General features: G+C 63.1%; 15 protein-coding genes and 1 tRNA gene. 8 read left to right on the top strand and 8 right to left on the bottom strand.

Translation table 11 applies throughout. The features are described from left to right. Positions 1-18: 18 nt before the first annotated feature. The 5 genes from uvrB to B6S01_RS06755 all read left to right on the top strand — a co-directional run bounded on the left by uvrB (position 19) and on the right by B6S01_RS06755 (position 4,365). Complete coding sequence (gene uvrB / locus B6S01_RS06735) at positions 19-2,202, top strand: excinuclease ABC subunit UvrB (RefSeq protein WP_037464539.1); 2,184 nt, start codon at positions 19-21, stop codon at positions 2,200-2,202. 47 nt (positions 2,203-2,249) lie between these two features. Beyond that, positions 2,250-2,735, top strand: coding sequence for a disulfide bond formation protein B (locus B6S01_RS06740; RefSeq protein WP_037465146.1), 486 nt, complete (start codon positions 2,250-2,252; stop codon positions 2,733-2,735). Then, positions 2,732-3,286, top strand: coding sequence for a demethoxyubiquinone hydroxylase family protein (locus B6S01_RS06745; RefSeq protein ID WP_037464536.1), 555 nt, complete (start codon positions 2,732-2,734; stop codon positions 3,284-3,286). Before B6S01_RS06740 ends, B6S01_RS06745 begins: the two co-directional genes overlap by 4 nt. Positions 3,287-3,299: 13 nt before the next feature. Beyond that, positions 3,300-3,881 (top strand): hypothetical protein, encoded by a 582-nt coding sequence (locus tag B6S01_RS06750; protein ID WP_037465143.1) that lies wholly within the window; start codon positions 3,300-3,302, stop codon positions 3,879-3,881. A gap of 88 nt (positions 3,882-3,969) precedes the next feature. Continuing rightward, positions 3,970-4,365, top strand: coding sequence for a hypothetical protein (locus tag B6S01_RS06755; RefSeq protein ID WP_037464533.1), 396 nt, complete (start codon positions 3,970-3,972; stop codon positions 4,363-4,365). A gap of 17 nt (positions 4,366-4,382) precedes the next feature. On the opposite strand, the gene pip is transcribed toward B6S01_RS06755, so the two are convergent. Further along, positions 4,383-5,333: a prolyl aminopeptidase gene (gene pip, locus B6S01_RS06760; RefSeq protein ID WP_037464530.1), complete on the bottom strand. Its 951-nt coding sequence runs from the start codon at positions 5,331-5,333 to the stop codon at positions 4,383-4,385. A 168-nt stretch (positions 5,334-5,501) separates the two neighbouring features. Between pip and B6S01_RS06765 the strand changes: the two genes are divergently transcribed. Then, positions 5,502-8,009, top strand: a complete 2,508-nt coding sequence (locus B6S01_RS06765; protein ID WP_037464528.1) for a TonB-dependent receptor — start codon at positions 5,502-5,504, stop codon at positions 8,007-8,009. Between the two features lie 16 nt (positions 8,010-8,025). Here the strand turns inward: B6S01_RS06765 and B6S01_RS06770 are convergent, their stop codons facing one another. Further along, on the bottom strand, positions 8,026-10,635 hold the full coding sequence (locus B6S01_RS06770; protein ID WP_051908201.1) for an EAL domain-containing protein: 2,610 nt from the start codon (positions 10,633-10,635) through the stop codon (positions 8,026-8,028). A 156-nt stretch (positions 10,636-10,791) separates the two neighbouring features. Beyond that, a complete protein-coding gene (dnaN, locus tag B6S01_RS06775) occupies positions 10,792-11,904 on the bottom strand; it encodes a DNA polymerase III subunit beta (protein ID WP_037464524.1) in 1,113 nt (370 codons plus the stop codon). 169 nt (positions 11,905-12,073) lie between these two features. On the opposite strand from dnaN, the gene B6S01_RS06780 reads away from it, so the two are divergent. Further along, positions 12,074-12,544 carry a hypothetical protein gene (locus tag B6S01_RS06780; protein WP_037464522.1) on the top strand — a complete coding sequence of 157 codons (471 nt, stop codon included), beginning with the start codon at positions 12,074-12,076 and terminating at the stop codon, positions 12,542-12,544. A 72-nt stretch (positions 12,545-12,616) separates the two neighbouring features. Beyond that, the gene (gene rlmN / locus B6S01_RS06785; protein ID WP_037464519.1) at positions 12,617-13,876 is read left to right on the top strand and encodes a 23S rRNA (adenine(2503)-C(2))-methyltransferase RlmN; all 1,260 of its coding nucleotides are present in this window, start codon (positions 12,617-12,619) and stop codon (positions 13,874-13,876) included. Positions 13,877-13,890: 14 nt separating this feature from the next. Here rlmN and B6S01_RS06790 read toward each other — a convergent pair whose 3' ends face one another. The 5 genes from B6S01_RS06790 to recJ all read right to left on the bottom strand — a co-directional run bounded on the left by B6S01_RS06790 (position 13,891) and on the right by recJ (position 18,104). Further along, positions 13,891-14,355, bottom strand: coding sequence for an MgtC/SapB family protein (locus B6S01_RS06790; protein ID WP_037464516.1), 465 nt, complete (start codon positions 14,353-14,355; stop codon positions 13,891-13,893). 45 nt (positions 14,356-14,400) lie between these two features. Beyond that, entirely contained in the window at positions 14,401-15,291 is an 891-nt protein-coding gene (locus B6S01_RS06795) for an NAD(P)H-hydrate dehydratase (RefSeq protein ID WP_037464514.1), read from the bottom strand. Beyond that, the gene (locus B6S01_RS06800; RefSeq protein ID WP_037464512.1) at positions 15,288-16,055 is read right to left on the bottom strand and encodes a histidine phosphatase family protein; all 768 of its coding nucleotides are present in this window, start codon (positions 16,053-16,055) and stop codon (positions 15,288-15,290) included. The genes B6S01_RS06795 and B6S01_RS06800 overlap by 4 nt, the downstream gene beginning before the upstream one ends. Before the next feature lie 106 nt (positions 16,056-16,161). Then, positions 16,162-16,236 (bottom strand) — tRNA-Glu (locus tag B6S01_RS06805). 101 nt (positions 16,237-16,337) lie between these two features. Then, positions 16,338-18,104, bottom strand: a complete 1,767-nt coding sequence (gene recJ / locus B6S01_RS06810; RefSeq protein ID WP_037464509.1) for a single-stranded-DNA-specific exonuclease RecJ — start codon at positions 18,102-18,104, stop codon at positions 16,338-16,340. Positions 18,105-18,134: the final 30 nt, after the last annotated feature.

Genomic DNA, 18,134 nt, shown 5'->3' on the forward strand with positions numbered 1-18,134 from the left:
GGACCATATCAATCGGCGATGACAATTCAAATCCGCACCACGCTGGACGAGCCCCAGACCGGCGAAGGCTTCGTCCCCCACCGCCCCGCGCGCCCGGAAAAGAGCGAGGGCGGTCGGCCGTTCAAGCTGGTTTCGGACTATGAGCCTTCCGGCGACCAGCCAACCGCCATCGCCGAACTGGTGGAAACGGCGCTGGCGGGGGAGAAGGACCAGGTGCTTCTGGGCGTCACAGGCTCTGGCAAGACCTTCACCATGGCGAAGGTGATCGAGGCGTTGCAGCGCCCTGCGCTGGTGCTGGCGCCAAACAAGATTCTGGCCGCGCAGCTCTACGGGGAGTTCAAGAGCTTCTTCCCCGAAAATGCCGTCGAATATTTCGTCAGCTATTACGACTATTACCAGCCCGAAGCCTATGTGCCGCGCTCCGACACCTATATCGAGAAGGAGTCCAGCGTAAACGAAGCCATCGACCGGATGCGGCATTCGGCAACGCGCGCGCTGCTTGAGCGGGACGATGTGCTGATCGTAGCATCGGTATCCTGCCTCTACGGCATAGGGTCGGTCGAAACCTATTCGGCCATGACTTTTTCGATGAAGAAAGGCCAGATCGAGGATCAGCGGGAGATCATCCGCAAGCTGGTCGCGCTCCAGTACAAGCGCAACGATGCGGCTTTTGCGCGCGGGAATTTCCGGGTGAAGGGAGATAATCTGGAGATTTTCCCATCCCATTATGAGGACACGGCGTGGCGGGTCAGCTTCTTTGGCAATGAAATAGAGGATATTGTCGAATTTGATCCGCTGACCGGGAAGAAGGTCGCCACGCTCGAATATGTGAAGGTCTTTCCCAACAGCCACCATGTCACCCCTGGCCCCACGCTTAAACAGGCCATGGAGGCGATCCGCCATGAACTGACCGAACGGCTGAAGGAACTGACAGCGGAAGGAAAGCTGCTGGAGGCGCAAAGGCTGGAGCAGCGGACCAATTTCGATCTTGAGATGATCGCTGCGACAGGTTCCTGCGCGGGAATCGAGAATTATTCCCGCTTCCTTACGGGCCGCCTGCCGGGCGAACCACCGCCGACGCTGTTTGAATATCTGCCGGAAAATGCACTGCTGTTCGTGGATGAGAGCCATCAGACGGTGCCGCAGATCGGGGCGATGGCGCGCGGCGACCATCGGCGCAAGATCACGCTGGCCGAATATGGTTTTCGCCTGCCAAGCTGCATCGACAACCGGCCGCTGCGTTTCAATGAATGGGACGCGATGCGGCCACAGACGGTCAGCGTTTCCGCAACGCCAGGCAAATGGGAGATGGAGCAGACCGGCGGCGTATTCAGCGAACAGGTGATCCGTCCCACCGGACTCATCGACCCGCCGGTCGAGATCAAGCCGGTCGAGGATCAGGTGGACGACCTGATCAACGAGTGCCGCAAGGTGGCGGCGCAGGGATACCGCACACTCGTCACCACGCTGACCAAGCGAATGGCCGAAGACCTGACCGAGTTCATGCATGAGGCCGGGATCAAGGTGCGCTACATGCATTCGGACGTCGAGACGCTGGAGCGCATCGAGTTGATCCGCGACCTGCGGCTGGGCGTCTATGACGTGCTGATTGGCATCAACCTGCTGCGCGAAGGGCTGGATATTCCCGAATGCGGGCTGGTGGCGATCCTCGACGCGGACAAGGAAGGCTTCCTCCGTTCCGAAACATCGTTGATCCAGACCATCGGCCGTGCGGCGCGTAACGTCGATGGGCGCGTGATCCTCTACGCCGACCGTATCACGGGCAGCATGGAGCGGGCGCTGAACGAAACATCGCGGCGGCGCGAGAAGCAGACGGCCTATAATCTGGAGCATGGCATCACGCCGACGACGATCAAGCGCAACATCGGCGACATCATCGCCCATGTCGCGTCGAAGGATCAGGTTACGGTGGATACCGGGCTGGATGACCGCCCGCACCTGGTCGGCCACAATCTGCGCGCCTATATAGAGGACCTGGAAAAGAAGATGCGCGCCGCAGCGGCGGACCTGGAGTTCGAGGAAGCGGGCCGCATCCGCGACGAAATCCGCAAGCTGGAGGCAGAGGAACTGGGCCTGCCCGCCGACGAGCATGTAGCCGCGCCGCGCGGGCGTGCGACGGAGGGGAAGCCGGGAACGCGCAAACTGCGTTATGGCAAGACGCAGCGTAAGTTCGGGCGCTGACGCAAGTTCAGCATGACGAAAGGCGCAGGGCGGTTTAAGCGGGCATGATGAAGAGCCTGCCCCTCGCCCGCCTCCTCGCCCTGGCCGTGCCGCTGCTGCTGCTGGGGGGCGCCTATGCCTCGCAATATTTAGGTGGGCTGTACCCGTGCGAAATGTGCTGGTGGCAGCGCTATCCCCATATGGCTGCGATCCCGCTGGCGATGATCGCCTATGGCGCCAAAGGGCGGCCCTGCATCAGCGCCCTTTTTACCGGCCTTGCGGGCCTCGCCATCGGCGTCAGCGGAGCCATCGGGCTGTTCCATGCCGGGGTCGAATATGGCTGGTGGCAAGGGCTTACCGCCTGTTCGACCGCGCTCGCCACGGGCAATCCCGCCGACATATTGAACCAGATCATGGCGACGCCGATCACCCGGTGCGACGTCGCGCCCTGGACCCTGCTGGGCATATCGCTCGCGGGTTTCAACGGCCTCTTGTCGGGGGCGAGCGCGCTCGCCATCTTGTGGCTGCTAATCAAGGCGAGGAAAGAGGCATGAGCGCGCCCAGGGACTTCCCCCGTCCAGGCCGAAGGGTGACGGATAGTGAGCGCGCGGCGATGCTGCGCGTGGATCAGGCGGGCGAGTTCGGCGCGACGCGCATCTATGCGGGGCAACTCGCCGTGCTGGGCGACCGGCATCCTCATGCTCGCGTAATCGCTGGCATGGCCGCGCAGGAAGATCGGCACCGCAAGATTTTCGACGCGATGATCGCGCGGCGCGGCGTCCGTCCGACAGCGTTGCAGCCGATTTGGGATGTGGCGGGATTTGCCTTGGGCGCTGCGACGGCGGCGATTGGTCCGAATGCAGCCATGGCCTGCACGGCGGCGATCGAAACAGAGATCGACCGTCATTATGCCGAACAGTTGGACGCGCTGGCGGAAGACGACCCGGAACTTGCCGCCACCATCACGGATTTTCAGGCTGAGGAAATCGAGCACCGCGAAACCGCCATGGCCCATGGCGCGGAGCAGGCTCCCGCCTACCCCTTGCTCTCAGGCGTCATTCGCCTGGGATGCCGCGCCGCGATCGCGCTGTCGAAGCGGATCTGAGGAGACGAAGATGATGATGAAGACCGCGATGACCGCCGCACTACTGCTGATGGCCGCGAGCGCGTTACCCGCCATGGCGCAGCAGCAACCCGGCCCCGCTCCGCAACAGGCGCCCACCGGCGGAGCCGACACAACCGGCTCCGAACGCACGAATCTCGTCATCGTCTATGGCGACGACCCCTGCCCGCAGAGCGCGGGCAGCGACATCGTCGTGTGCGCGCGCAAGGGCGAGGAAGAACGCTATCGCATCCCCGAACCATTGCGTGGCGACCCCAACCAGCCGAGCAATCAGGCGTGGGGGGAACGGGTTCGGTCGATGGAATATGTCGGCAAGACCGGCACCGAAAGCTGCTCGGCGACTGGTCCGGGCGGCTTCACCGGCTGCTTCAACCAGCTTGCCCGTCTGGCCAAAGCTGAACGCCAGGCCGCGGACAGCGCAAGCTGGAAAGATCTGGTCGAGGCGGAGCGCGCGCGTCGGCTGTCCACGATCGATCAGGACAGCGAGGAAATCGAAGCGCGCGCCGTTGCCGAGGAAAAGGCGGATGCCGCGCAACAGCAGACCGCTCCGCAATCAGGGGCGTCGCCGCGACCCTGACGGCTTTTCCCGGCGCTCGGCGTCTGGAATAGGCCCGCGGAAGTGGGCTCTCCGCTGGACTACAGGGGCAAATATAGGATGATAACCGATGCGTTTCCCTGTTCATTTGCCCTTGTTGGCTGCGGCGCTGCTGCCCATCCCCTTGGCCGCGCCCGCCAAGGCTGAGCCGCCGGAGCGTGTGTTCAACCTGATCGTCTATGGAGACGACCCCTGCCCCAAGGGCGAGGGCGACGAAATTGTCGTCTGCGCGCGCAAGCCGGAATCCGAGCGCTATCGCATCCCCAAGAAGCTGCGCGAAAAGCCCGCGCCATCAGGCGGGCCGGGATGGGGCAGCCAAGTCGCGACGATGGAGCAAGTGCAACGGCAGACACTGCCCGGCAGTTGTTCGGCGATCGGCAGTAACGGCTTCACCGGCTGCACCGCCAAGATGCTGGAACAATGGTTTGCCGAGCGACGGATGCAGGAGTCCAAGGGCGAGCCCTGATCGGCCTTCCGCCAGATTCAGGCGCGAACCGCTGCAAACGCGTCGGTCGCCCGGATCAGCGCATCCAATATTCCCGGCTCATTATAGGCATGACCCGCCCCTTCGATCATTTCGAACCGCGCTTCCGGCCAGACCCGGTGCAACGCCCACGCCGTTTCGGCCGGACAGGCCATGTCATAGCGCCCCTGTACGATGACAGCGGGAACGTGCCGAAGCTTAGCGGCATCCCTGATCAGTTGCCCCTCCTCCAGCCAGCCGCGATGCACGAAATAGTGATTTTCGATGCGCGCAAAGGCCAGCGCGAAATCATCGGCCTCATGCGTCGCTGACAAGGCGTCGTCGGGCAGCAGGCGGATGGTTTCCCCTTCCCAGACGCTCCATGCCTTGGCGGCGGCGATCTGCGCCGCACGGTCATCGCCCGTCAGGATCCGGCGATAGGCGTGAAGCAGGTCGCCGCGCTCGGCCTCCGCAATGGGCGCGACGAAGCGTTCCCATTTATCCGGGTAGATGCGGCTGGCGCCCTGCTGATAATACCAGTCAATCTCCTGCTTCCGGATGGTGAAGATACCGCGCAGGATAAGTTCGCTCACGCGCTCCACATGCGCCTGCGCATAGGCCAGCGCCAGCGCCGAGCCCCAACTGCCCCCGAATAGCAGCCATTGATCCGCTCCGGTCATCAGCCGCAGCCGCTCTATATCCGCGACCAGATGCCAGGTGGTGTTCGCCTCCAGCGCCGCATGGGGCGTCGAGCGGCCACAGCCGCGCTGGTCGAAAAGCAGGAGGTCGTAACGGTCCGGGTCGAACAGGCGACGATGATCGGGCGAAATGCCGCCGCCCGGCCCGCCATGCAGAAAGACCGCAGGCTTGGCCCCCGGCGTCCCCACGCGTTCCCAATAGATGCGGTGCCCGTCCCCCACATCGAGATGACCGGACGCGAAAGGCTCGACAGGGGGGTAAAGGGTACGCATTCCGCGACTTTAGAAAGGCTACACGCCGATGGAAATGCCACGTTCCGATCCCCGGCGAAGGTTCCGATACATTTTGCGACAGAATGGTCTTGGCCTTGCCAATATTTTGAGACAACTCGCGCCTAATGACAGACCGGTAAGGGTCTGCTTTTTTCAAAGGGGTACAGTGTGCGTCGATCGGCTGGGCTGACGGTATTTCTGTTGATGGGCGCGTCGCCCACTGCCCTGATGGCGCAGACAATGGATAATGAAGCGGCCGCGCAGGATGAAGGCGAGGAGATCATTGTCACCGGCCAGCCGCAGCGGGGGGCGGTGGTTGGCAACGTCAAGCCCGAGCAGCAGTTGTCCGCCGCCGACGTTCGGGCGCTGGGCGTCACCTCCATCTCGGAGATGATCACCGAGCTATCGGCGCAGACGAACGGCCCGCCCGTAGTGCTGCTCAACGGCAAGCGCATCTCAAGCTTTTCGGAGATTCAGGACATCCCGTCCGAAGCGGTGGCGCGCGTCGATATCCTGCCTGAAGAAGTGGCGCTGTCCTATGGCTATGCGCCGACGCAGAAGGTGGTGAACATCGTGCTGCGCCAGCGTTTTCGTGCGGAGCTGGCCGATCTGCGGGGTGGAACGACCACCGATGGCGGGCGGGAAAATGGTTCCGCCGAAGCGGGCCTGCTGCGCATCCGGGGCGACGATCGCTTCACACTGAACCTCAAATATAGCAATGCGGCGTCGCTGCTGGAGAGGGAGCGGAATATCGATCGCCCGGCGAGCGGTCCGGCGCTCATCGATCTCACCCGCTTCCGCACGCTTAGCCCGGCAACCGAAAGCGTTTCTGCCAACGCGACCTATGCGCGCGCGCTTGGCAATGTGTCCATGACCGTCAATGGGCGCGTGGAATTGTCGGACAATGATACGCTTCAGGGGTTATCGGCCGCCGCTCTGGCTGCGCCTCAGGGCGACGGTCCGCTCTATCGCGATTTCCTGCGGGACAGCGCACTCGATCAGCAGATCCGTGGCACGACCGGGCATGTGGGCCTGACGTTCAACGGATTGCTGGGCAAGGGTTGGCAATGGTCCTTCACCGGCAATGGCGATGTGTCCGACACTCGCACGCGGACGGAACGATCGGAGTCCACGGACAGGGCCAGCGCACGGTCGCAGGCCGTCACGGGCGATCTGTTACTGTCCGGTCCGCTGTTCGACCTGCCTGCGGGCACCGTCACCAGTTCGGTCCGGGTGGGCGCATCAGCCAACGGTTTTGAAGGCAGGTCGATCCGCAACGGCGTCGAGCGGGACAATGATTATGACCGGCAGATCGCCAGCGGCCAGATCAGCCTGGACCTGCCGATCACCAGCAAGTCGCGAGGTGTGCTGGGCACGGTGGGCGACATTGGCGTCAACCTGAATGCGGCCACACAGAAGCTTTCCGATTTCGGTACGCTCTCCACGCTTGGCTATGGTTTGCGGTGGCGACCGGTTCCGGCGGTGCAGTTGCTTGTGTCGGCGAACCAGGATCGCGCGGCGCCGACCGGCAATCAGATCACCGATCCAGAGGTCAGGACCGAGAATATACCGGTGTTTGACTATCGTACCGGCGAGACTGTGTTCGTGACGCGGGTCACGGGCGGCAATGCGCTGCTCCGTGAAAGCGTACGCGACCAGTTCCGGCTGAGCGCGACGGTGAAACCCTTCGAAAAGCCAAACCTGACGCTGACCGCCACCTACCTCAACAGCCGGACGGCCAATCCGATCGCTGCGTTCCCCGAGCCGACGCCAGCGATCGAGGCGGCCTTTGCCGACCGGTTCATCCGCGACGCGGATCAGCGGCTGACGGAGATCAGGGCTTTCCCTGTCAATTATCTGCGGTCGCAAAGCGAGCAGCTTCGCTGGGGCTTCGATCTGTCCTTCCCTCTGAAATCGCGCGTCCAGAAACTCGCCGAAGCATGGCGCGCCGCGGGGGCCAAACCGGAAGATCGGCCTAAGGAACTGCAGGCGATGCGCGGTCTGTTCGGCAATCGCGGCGGGCGTGGCGGGCGTGGCGGCAGCCGGGGTGAAGGCCCGGGCGGCCCGGAAGGCGCATCTCCGCCGCAAGGCCACGTTAGCGGCGATCAGCCGCGCAGCGAAGGCGGCATGGGCAGGCCACGTGGCGGCGGGCGGCCCGGTGGCGGCTTTGGCGGAGGGCACGGCGGAGGGAATGGGCGGCTCAGCTTCAGCCTCTATCACACATGGCATTTCACGGAGAGTATCCTGATCGCGCCTGGCGTGCCCGAACTCGACCTGCTGAATGGCGACGCGACCGGATCGTCGGGAGGCCAGCCGCGGCATGAGATCAAAGCCCGCATCGGCTATACCAACAACGGTCTGGGCGCGCGGCTCAACGTCGATTGGGAAAGCGGCACGCATGTGGATGGCGCGCTGGGAGGAGCCTCTCGCCTGAATTTCGGCAGCCTGGCGACAGCGAACCTGCGCCTCTTCGCCAATCTGGGCCAGATGCCCTTGCTGGTGAAGCAGCATCCCTTCCTGCGCGGGACGCGCGTATCGATTGGCATCGACAACATCTTCAACAAGCGGCGGGAAGTCACCGACGCCACTGGCGCGACGCCGCTGCGCTATCAGCAGGGCTATCTGGACCCACTGGGGCGAACGATCAGCATTTCGTTTCGAAAGTTGTTCTTCTGACCCTTGGCAAAGGTAATCAGGAAGCCAAAGACCGGGGCGCCGCGCTTGCGCTGGCGATGTCGATCGCAGCAATAAATTCCACGCCCATGCGATCATCGCGCGACCAGCGCACCACCGCATCGGCGCGCAGGCTTTCATTGAACTCGACGGCCAGTTGCGTCCCTTCAGGGACATGCCACAGTCCTTCGATCAGCGCGCCGGTCGCGGAAATATTGCGAATACGGCCGGTGTAGACATGCGCGTCATGATGCACCGCTATCGTCCGCAGCATGGTCTTTCGTTCTGGACGGCTCGACTGAAAGCCTTCGACCAAGGCTAGGGTGCCGTGACTTTCCTGGCGCTTCAGCACCTCGCCCGCTTCGAGCGGGCGACCGTAGACATAGCCCTGAATATGGCTGCACCCAAGTTCGCGGATTAACGCCAGCTCGTCCTGCGTTTCAGCGCCCTCCGCCGTGGTGTCCATGCCCAGCGCCTCGGCCAGGCTGACGATCGCCCTGATGATCGCACTGTTACGGCTGCCGTTGATCACGGCGCCGCGCACGAAACTCTGATCGATCTTGATCTTGTCGAACGGAGCCTTTTTCAGATAGCCGAGCGAAGAATAGCCAGTGCCGAAATCGTCGAGCGCCAGACGTACGCCAATGCCCTTGAGCCGGGCGAACATCGAATCCGTGCCCTCGTCATCGTTCAGGAACACGCTTTCGGTGATCTCCAGCTCCAGCCGCCCGGGCGCGAGCTGAGCTGCGGCCAGCGCATTCATGACCGTAGCGGGAAGGCCCGGATTAGCGAACTGGATCGGAGAAACATTGACTGCAACGCGAATATCATCCGCCCACATCGCCGCATCCCGGCAGGCAGTACGAAGCACCCAGTCGCCGATGGGACCGATCAGGCCGGTCTCCTCCGCAATCGGTATGAACACGGCCGGGGATATGGCGCCGCGTACCGGATGGTTCCAGCGCAGCAGCGCCTCAAAGCCCGTGATCTGCTCCGTCCCGGACGACACGACAGGTTGATAGACCAGATGCAATCCATCGGCGGCGAGCGCGTAACGCAGATCCTCTTCCAATCGCCTGCGGTCTTCTGCGTCCGCGTGCATCTCCGCGGAATAGAAGCGATGAACGCCGCGCCCATCACCCTTGGCGGCGTAGAGGGCAAGGTCCGCGTTGCGGATCAGCGCGTCAGCCGTATCGCCGTCATGTGGGCAGGAAGAAATGCCGATGGACACGCCGATGACGACTGCCGTTCCCTCGATCGTGTAAGGCTGGCCAACCGAACTGATGACCGTCTGCGCCAGTTGAGCCAGCGCGGTGCGGTCATGTCGCCCGGGCAGCAGAATCTTGAATTCGTCGCCGCCCTGCCGCCCCACCAGCCCGCGTTCACCCACCACGCGCTGGAGCCGCTGGCTCACCTGCCGCAGCAACGCGTCACCGGCAGGATGGCCCAGCGTGTCGTTAACTGATTTGAAGCGATCAAGGTCGAGCATCATTAGCGCGCAATCACCCGTACGCCCTTGCGATCCGGCGACCGCGTCCTCCAGCGACCGCAGCATCTGCACCCGATTGGCAAGGCCGGTGAGAGAGTCGAACTGGGCCAGCCGCTTTACCTCAGCCTGACTGCGGCGCATTTCGGTAAGGTCGGTTCCGCTGCCCCGGAAGCCGTGGAACTGTCCATATTCATTGAATACCGGCTGACCGGACATCGACCACCAGCGTTCGTCCTGCGTCGCGGCGGCGCGAACATGAATGTCCGAAAAACCGGTTCGCGCCGAAAGATGGAAACCCAGCGTGCGCTCACCTCCGCCTTGGCGGTAGTCGCCCGGACAGATGATGTCCGTGATCGGCCGTCCGATCATCTTCTCATCGGCAATGTCCAGCGTTCCCGCCAGCGTTTCGGAAATATAGCTGAGACATCCCTGACGGTCGGTTTCCCAGAACCACCCCTGACCCGACTGTTCATATTCCTGAAGAAGCCGATCGGCCCGCTGGGCGCGCAAATCCTGTTGATGGCGCACGATCGCGCGGTCGAGATCCGAATGCGCCTGGCGCACCGCGGCGATCAGCATGACGACGATACAACTGAGCAGCAGGCCGATCTGGGCAAAGCCAGCACCCTGGATGATGGATATGATGAGCGTGCCTAGGAAATAGCTGACACCCAGCAGCCGCCGGTCACCGAAGATGGAAGCGGCGAGCAGCGCGACCGCAACCTCAGCCGCCAGTGAAAGGGATAGCGGGCCGGCAAATTGAGCCGGCCCCATCAGCAGGCTGAAGGCCATGCCCGACAGCAGGACCGTGGGCAGCATGAGCCATTTCTGAATATGGGGTCGCTGATTCTGAAAATATTCGCCTCTGGGGACGAAGATCAGCACGCCATCGACCAGCAACATGAAGGCGAAGGTGAGAACATGCATGATGCTGCGGAAATCGAAGAACGATACATGCAGCAGGGTAAGCGTGCACAGCTTGCCCAGAAGAACCAGCGGCCATAGCCTGGCGATATGGGTGAAGGCTCCCGATATCCAGAAGGCCGACACTTCCGTCCCGCCTTCGGCCAAGCCGAGCGCGATCGCAAGATCTCCCCGCCGGAACAACGTATCGTTCAACTTGATGCGCGACGGGGCCATGTCCCATGCGTAACGCACAGAAGTTGAGAGAAACTTACCCCAATTGCCCATCCGGGAGGAGGCATGAAAAGTGCAGCCGTTCCCTCGCCGTGCTTCGTATTCCAGCATGAGGGAAAGGTCTCTGCCCTCCCCTCTGACCATCAACCCACGCGCCGTTTATACGCGCATGGGCATCAGGACATAGAGCGCGGGGCTGCGGTCATTTTCCCGAATCAGCGTCGGCGCGGCGGCGTCGGCCAGATGCAGTTCGACGGTCTCGCTGTCGATCTGGCCCAGGATGTCGAGCAGGTATCGGGCGTTGAATCCGATGTCGAATCCTTCTCCCTGAAACACGCCCGGCACCTCTTCAGCCGCCGTACCGTTTTCCGGGCTGGTGACCGACAAGGTGATCTTGTCGCGATCCAGCGTCATCTTCACAGCCCGCGTCTTTTCGGTGGCGATGGTGGCCACACGGTCGACACCCTCCTCGAAGCTGCGCGGATCGATCTTGAGCAGCTTATCGTTGGCGGTCGGGATGACGCGGCTGTAATCAGGGAAAGTGCCGTCGATCAGCTTGCTGGTGAGGATCGCGCTGCCCAGGCCAAAGCGAATCTTGCTGGCGGAAAGCGTAATGGCGACCGATCCATCCACCTCGTCGAGCAGCTTGCGCAGTTCGCCGATGCATTTGCGGGGTATGATGATGCCCGGCATGCCGTCGGCCCCGTCAGGACGCGGAACCGTGACGCGAGCCAGGCGGTGCCCATCGGTCGCGGCGGCCTTCAGCACGGGCTGGCCTTCATCCGAAACGTGGAAATATATGCCGTTGAGGTAATAACGCGTTTCTTCCGTCGAGATGGCGAAGCGCGTCTTGTCGATGATCTGCTTCAATGTCTCGGCCGGCAGTTCAAAGCTGGTCGGCAAATCGCCTTCTGCGATAACGGGGAAGTCGTCGCGCGGCAGGGTCGACAGGTTGAAACGCGCCCGGCCCGCCTGGATCAGCATCTTGCCCTCGGCCGCCTGGAGCGAGACCTGGCTGCCCTCTGGCAGCTTGCGGGCAATGTCGAACAAGGTGTGCGCGGAGATAGTGGTTGCGCCGGGCTGCTCCACCTGCGCCGACACGCTTTCGACGATCTGGAGGTCAAGGTCGGTCGCCATGAGCTTGATCGCACCGTCGGCCGACGCCTCGATCAGCACGTTCGACAGGATAGGTATGGTGTTGCGCCGCTCAACCACCGACTGGACGTGGCTCAGGCTCTTCAGGAGCGTTGCGCGTTCGATGGTGGCCTTCATGTCCCTGTTTGTCCGTTTCTTTTCTGCGCAATGCCCGAAGACGGTCGAATCCGGGCGACAATGATGGATGATCCTTCATAGCCACTGTTGCGGCGGCGGCAAGCGCCTGCTGATCGTTTCGCACTCCCAAGGGTTGCAAAAGAGGACATGATGCGCTTTGCCACGGTGGATGAGACGCGTTCTGGCCCTGATGCTGCTGATCGCCACGCCTGCAGCGGCACGGGATTCCCTTGGCATGTTCGAGGCTTGGGGCGCCTTTCGCGATCCGGCCACGCCGCGCTGCTACGCCATTTCAAAGCAGGTGGGCCGCCGAGGGACAGGCTTTGCGGCGGTAGGAAGCTGGCCGCGCCAGCGCATACGCGGGCAGGTGCATTTCCGACTGAGCCGCGTCCGCGCCGAGGATGCGCCAGTGATCCTGAACGTGGGAGAGCGCCGCTTCACCCTGGTCGCCGGTCAGACCGACGCCTGGGCGGCCGACCCCCGGGCGGATGCCGCCATCATCGCGGCCATGCGGTCCGCAAGCAGCATGAGCGTGCAGGCAACGGGCGCAAACAGACGCGCCTTTGCGGATACCTATATATTGCGGGGCGCGGCGACAGCGATCGATGCGGCGGCGCTGGGTTGCGCACGCCTGCGTTGACGCGCCGGAGCAGCCGCGAAGGCGGCAACGGCATCACTTTATAAATCACGCGAAATCGGCTATGGGCCGCGCATGCAATCATCCGCCAACCCGCTGATGCCGATTCCCGGCGCTATCGATCCTGTGCCAGTCCCGCGCGCCGTGACGCCTCGTGAGGATGGGCGCGTGGACATGATGGGCCTTTCGCGCCCGCAGATGAAGAGCGCGCTGGAGGAAGCGGGGCTTGATCAGAAGCAGGCGAAGTTGCGCTCCAAGCAGTTGTTCCATTGGCTCTATCATCGCGGCGAAACAGATTTCGATGCAATGACTGATCTCGCCAAGCCGATGCGCGCATGGATGGCGGAACGCTTTGTCGTTGGCCGTCCGGAAGTGGTTGAGGCGCAGGTGTCGATTGACGGCACGCGGAAATGGCTGCTGCGGTCCGACGACGGGCAGGATTATGAAATGGTGTTCATCCCCGATGCCGATCGGGGGACCCTGTGCGTGTCGAGCCAGGTGGGTTGCACCCTAAACTGCCGTTTCTGCCATACCGGCACGATGCGGCTCGTGCGCAACCTGACGCCCGGCGAGATCGTCGGGCAGGTGATGCTGGCACGTGATGCGCTGGGCGAGTGGCCCAAGGGGAGCATGGCGTCGGCCAATGACGACGAGACGGACGACACGCCACAATATACGGCAGACGGGCGGATGCTGACCAACATCGTCATGATGGGCATGGGCGAGCCGCTCTATAATTTCGACCATGTGCGGGACGCGCTCAAGGTGGTCATGGATGGTGACGGGCTGGCGTTGTCCAAGCGGCGAATTACCCTTTCAACCTCCGGCGTTGTGCCGATGATGGCGCGCGCGGGCGCGGAGATCGGCGTCAATCTCGCGGTATCGTTGCACGCCGTGACCAAGGATGTACGTGACGAGTTAGTGCCGTTGAACAAGAAATACGGGATCGAGCAGCTGTTGCAGGCCTGCGCCGACTATCCCAACGCGAACAATGCGCGGCGCATCACGTTCGAATATGTGATGATCAAGGACAAGAATGACAGCGACGAGGATGCGCGCGAACTGGTGCGGCTTCTTCGCCACTACAGATTGCCCGCGAAGGTCAATCTGATCCCGTTCAACCCCTGGCCGGGCACTGACTATCAATGTTCGACGCCCGAACGGATCAAGCGTTTTTCCGAGATCGTTTTCGAAGGTGGAATTTCCGCCCCGGTACGCACCCCGCGCGGTCGCGACATCATGGCTGCGTGCGGACAACTCAAATCCGCTTCCGAGAAGAAGAGTCGCGCGGAACTGGATCGGCTGGCGGCGGAAAAGCAGGCCGCGCTGGGATAGCCGCAGCGGGAAATTCAGCGGGGCGAACCCGGCTCGCTGATTTCCTCTTCGCCACGTTCATTTTCCCGTGGCTTGAGTGGCGCCATGATCCAGAAGGTCAGCAGCGTAAAGCCGGTCAGGACAACCGCGACGTCATATTTGTTCAGCCCGGCTGCCAAACCGATCGCACCGGTAATCCACAGGCTGGCGGCGGTGGCCGTGCCCCTGACCGAATGTCGTTGCTGCAGGATCGCACCGCCGCCCAGGAAACCGATGCCAGCGATGACGCCCTCCAGCACGCGGGCAAGGGCGGAGGCATCCTGCGCCACCGTCGACTCCACGGCCTGCACAAAGCCACAGCTGGCCACAGCGACCAGCGGAAAGGTGCGCAAGCCCGCGCTGCGCTCCGCCTGCTCCCTGTTCCAGCCGATGGGCAGCGCCAGGCAATAGGCGATAGCAATCGGAACAAGGTGTGGCAGCACGGAAAACGTCTCGATCATGAGCGTCAAACGCGCGAAGGTGAATTCGGATGCGGAACGAACCCGCTAATCGCAATCAGGATCCTCCAACAAGCGAGGGATGAGCGGCAACAGTTCGCGGGCCAGGAAGCCGATAGAGCCGACGGTCTGCGCGAGCGTCCGCCCGGCCTTTCCGTGCACCCAGCTTCCCCACGCAGCGGCACGCATTGGCTCCGATCCGCGCGCCGCGAGACCGCCCACGATTCCCGCTAGCACGTCCCCCGAACCGCCAGTCGCCAAACCGACGCAGCCGCCCTCGTGAAGCAGGCAGGCGCCATCCGGGCCTGCAATGACGCTGCGGTCGCCCTTCAGGATCACGATGGCTCGAAAATCACTAGCCACGCGCAGCGCAATGGCGGCCGGGTCTTGGGCAATCGCCTCGGCGCTCAGGCCTGTAAGAATGGCCATCTCACCATGATGCGGCGTCAGGATGACATGCCCGTCATGGGCAGCGATCAGGGACCGCAGTTCCCGTCCCGATGTCAGCGCGGCCGCATCCAGGATGATGCTTACCTCAGGTCCGGCGGCGGCCAGGATCGCTGCCACAAATTCGTCGGTATGCGCGCTTATATTCATGCCCGGACCAAGGACCAGCGCATCGCACCGCTCAAGTTGGGACGTCAGCAGGCGAGCAGCTCCAGCGGCAATTTCACCATCGCCCTGCGCAGGGAGCGCAATCATCGCCGCTTCCGGCACCAGCACGCCAAGCGACATGGCTGCCGATCGCACCGTGGCCATCTGAAGCTTGCCAGCGCCTGCCCGCAGCGCGGCTTCTCCCGTCAGGCGCAAGGCGCCCGGTACGAACTCCGCCCCGCCGACGACGAGCACCCGACCACGGCTGTTCTTGTCCGAATCGCTGTCGAGTGTGGGAAGGGGATGGGCGCGCAGCCATGCCGCATCAAGCGCAGCGGGCGTCATCCGCGGGCGCCCGCGATGGCGTCGGGCTCCCGGGTAACCTCGGTCGCCTCTTCCTCCATCGGCGCGGTCACATTGTACCGCCGCAGCACCAAACCCCCACGGTGGCCTTGTGAAGGATCATAGACATAGTCGGTGATCGCGCAATTCGCGACGTCTCCTGCCCGGTCTATCGCCAATATCTCGGTCTCGTTCAGCGATTCTATAATGTAGCGCAGGCACAGCACGACGACCTGATGCGTAAAGATAATCACTCGCCGCCCTGCATAGTGCAGCGATATGGTGTCCATGACGGAACGGAGCCGCAGGATGACGTCACACCAACTCTCTCCGCCGGGCGAGCGGTGATAGAATTTACCCAGCATCCGCCGGAATTCATATTGTTCAGGCTCCAGATTGCGGATGCCCGGGGTGGTCAGGCCATCCAAGATTCCGAATTCCTTTTCGCGCAGCCGCTCATCGAAGCAAATCGGTTCATCGAGGATTGCGCCCCCGGCATCGCGAAAAATCTGCGCTGTCTGGAACGCGCGAAGATAGGGGGAGGATAGCAGGATTTCAGGGCGGCTGTCCTGCGGCTCGTCGGCAAACCAATGGCCCAGCGCCCGTGCCTGTTCGCGACCGAGCGGGCTTAGCGGCACATCGGCATCACGAACGGACAACGCAATCCTGTCCGCCTGAGCCTCAGTAGCGACATCGCGCGCGACATTGCCGGCACTCTGACCATGGCGGACTATTATGAGCTGGCTTGGCCAATGAAGGGACGCCACGCGATCTTCTGCCTTTCATGCTGGAAATACCCAAGCATGAAGAACGGTCGCGTTGCTGCTTTGATCCCGACGACAAGCCCCTCATCATGAGGATGCGTCTTGGAAATGGTGACCCCTACGGGAATCGAACCCGTGTTTCAGCCGTGAAAGGGCCGCGTCCTAACCGCTAGACGAAGGGGCCATATGCAGAGCGCCTTTGGCGGTGCTGCGAAGCGAGGGCGGCTTTAGGGGGGGAGGTTGCAACGGTCAACCCCCTTGTGACAGGAAAAACGACCTCGCCTTTCAATCAACCCAGGCCGCGTCTTCCAGATGCAGTTCAGCGGCAGGGCGGCTGCCCCAGTCATCGATCTTGGCCCGGCCCGCGACCCAAAGCCGCCGATCGCGCGGAGCGCCCAATATGGCCTGTCCAAGGTCGCTTTCCGCCTGGCGGAAGGCGATCGTCTTGATCGATCGGCCATCCTCGCCAGCCATGATGGCGCGCAGATGCCCGTTGCCCACAATGTCGGCCTTGACCACGCGCATCGGCCCAGCGACCACCAGGGGTGCCGGCCAACCCGCACCATAGGGCCCCCCCGCTTCGATCGCAGCGACGAAATCCGGATTTACTCCCGCTGGAGCCAGCACGGCATCGATCAACAGCGCACGGTCATCCCGTGCGCGGGTGACGGCGGCAGCGAGCCGTTCGTCCAGAAATTCCGCAAGGGCATCCAGCTTGTCCGCCGCCACCGTCAAACCGGCAGCCATGGCGTGACCGCCCCCCGCGATCAGCAGGCCGCTATCCTTCGCCGCCAGCACCGCCGCGCCAAGGTCTACGCCGGAAATGGAGCGGCCCGATCCTTTGCCCATGCCCGTTTCATCAATGGCGATGATGATGGCGGGGCGACCTGCCTTTTCCTTGATGCGGCCCGCTACGATGCCGATAACGCCGGGATGCCAACCAGAGCCAGCGATCACCGCGACAGCACGGTTGCCCTGTGCGGCGAGAAGTTCCTCGGCCTCGGCCTGGACCGTAGATTCGATGGCTCGGCGTTCCTCGTTCAATTGGTCGAGTTCAGCGGCGATGTGTGCGGCTTCCAACGGATCTTCGGTAGTTAGCAGCCGTACGCCCAGATCCGCCTTGCCAACCCGCCCACCCGCATTGATGCGCGGTCCAAGAGCAAAGCCAAGATCATGGCAGAGCGGCGCCCGGCTAAGACGGCTGGCATCGATCAGCGCGGCAATGCCGATATTGCGGCGCTTGGCCATCACCTTCAACCCCTGGGCTACAAAGGCGCGGTTGAGCCCTTTGAGCTGCGCAACGTCGGCCACGGTGCCGAGCGCCACGATGTCGAGCAGGTCCATCAGCGCCGGTTCGGCCCGCTGGTTGAACCAGCCCCGTTGGCGCAGAACGCGGATCAGGGCGGCGCCCAGCAGGAACGCGACCCCGACCGCCGCCAGATGGCCGTGGACGGAGGCTTCCGCCGCCTCATCCAACCGGTTCGGATTGACGAGGGCGAAAGCCTCGGGGAGCACCGCTGCGCATTTGTGATGATCGACAACAACGACATCGACGCCGACGGCCTTGGCCATGGCGAGCGCCTCAAAAGCCTGCGCCCCGCAATCGACCGTGACGATCAGGGTCGCACCCTCCCCCGCCAGCCGCACCAACGCTTCGCCCGACGGACCATATCCTTCCATCAGGCGGTCAGGAATATAGGGGCGCGCGGCAAGGCCCAGGTCACGCAGCAGGCGGATCAGCAAGGCCGCACTGGTCGCGCCATCTACGTCATAATCACCGAAAATACGGACATGCTCACCCTTTTCCACCGCATCGGCCAACCGTTCAGCGGCGCTGTCCATGTCGCGAAACAGGCTTGGGTCTGGCATGAAGTGACGGATCGTCGGATTGCGGTGCGCATCCACCGCGTCACGGGGGCAGCCTCGCGCCATCAGCAGCTGCGTAACCAGGTCGTCCGGCAGATAGCCCGGCTCCCGAGCGTCCGCGCCAGCGCCGCGCCAGCGCCAGGGTTGTCCAAGGATTGATCGGGATATGTTGAGCGCGACGTTCATTCCCCATCCCTAGACCGGACGCTCCGCCGA

Origin of the sequence: Sphingobium herbicidovorans (assembly GCF_002080435.1) — a bacterium.
Lineage (GTDB): Bacteria > Pseudomonadota > Alphaproteobacteria > Sphingomonadales > Sphingomonadaceae > Sphingobium > Sphingobium herbicidovorans.

Excerpts from the sequence above, each read along its gene's own strand:
- uvrB (WP_037464539.1), top strand. The coding sequence starts at position 19 with ATGACAATTCAAATCCGCACCACGCTGGACGAGCCCCAGACCGGCGAA.
- B6S01_RS06740 (WP_037465146.1), top strand. The coding sequence starts at position 2,250 with ATGAAGAGCCTGCCCCTCGCCCGCCTCCTCGCCCTGGCCGTGCCGCTG.
- B6S01_RS06745 (WP_037464536.1), top strand. The coding sequence starts at position 2,732 with ATGAGCGCGCCCAGGGACTTCCCCCGTCCAGGCCGAAGGGTGACGGAT.
- B6S01_RS06750 (WP_037465143.1), top strand. The coding sequence starts at position 3,300 with ATGATGAAGACCGCGATGACCGCCGCACTACTGCTGATGGCCGCGAGC.
- B6S01_RS06755 (WP_037464533.1), top strand. The coding sequence starts at position 3,970 with ATGCGTTTCCCTGTTCATTTGCCCTTGTTGGCTGCGGCGCTGCTGCCC.
- pip (WP_037464530.1), bottom strand. The coding sequence starts at position 5,333 with ATGCGTACCCTTTACCCCCCTGTCGAGCCTTTCGCGTCCGGTCATCTC.
- B6S01_RS06770 (WP_051908201.1), bottom strand. The coding sequence starts at position 10,635 with ATGGCCCCGTCGCGCATCAAGTTGAACGATACGTTGTTCCGGCGGGGA.
- dnaN (WP_037464524.1), bottom strand. The coding sequence starts at position 11,904 with ATGAAGGCCACCATCGAACGCGCAACGCTCCTGAAGAGCCTGAGCCAC.
- B6S01_RS06780 (WP_037464522.1), top strand. The coding sequence starts at position 12,074 with ATGAGACGCGTTCTGGCCCTGATGCTGCTGATCGCCACGCCTGCAGCG.
- rlmN (WP_037464519.1), top strand. The coding sequence starts at position 12,617 with ATGCAATCATCCGCCAACCCGCTGATGCCGATTCCCGGCGCTATCGAT.
- B6S01_RS06790 (WP_037464516.1), bottom strand. The coding sequence starts at position 14,355 with ATGATCGAGACGTTTTCCGTGCTGCCACACCTTGTTCCGATTGCTATC.
- B6S01_RS06795 (WP_037464514.1), bottom strand. The coding sequence starts at position 15,291 with ATGACGCCCGCTGCGCTTGATGCGGCATGGCTGCGCGCCCATCCCCTT.
- recJ (WP_037464509.1), bottom strand. The coding sequence starts at position 18,104 with ATGAACGTCGCGCTCAACATATCCCGATCAATCCTTGGACAACCCTGG.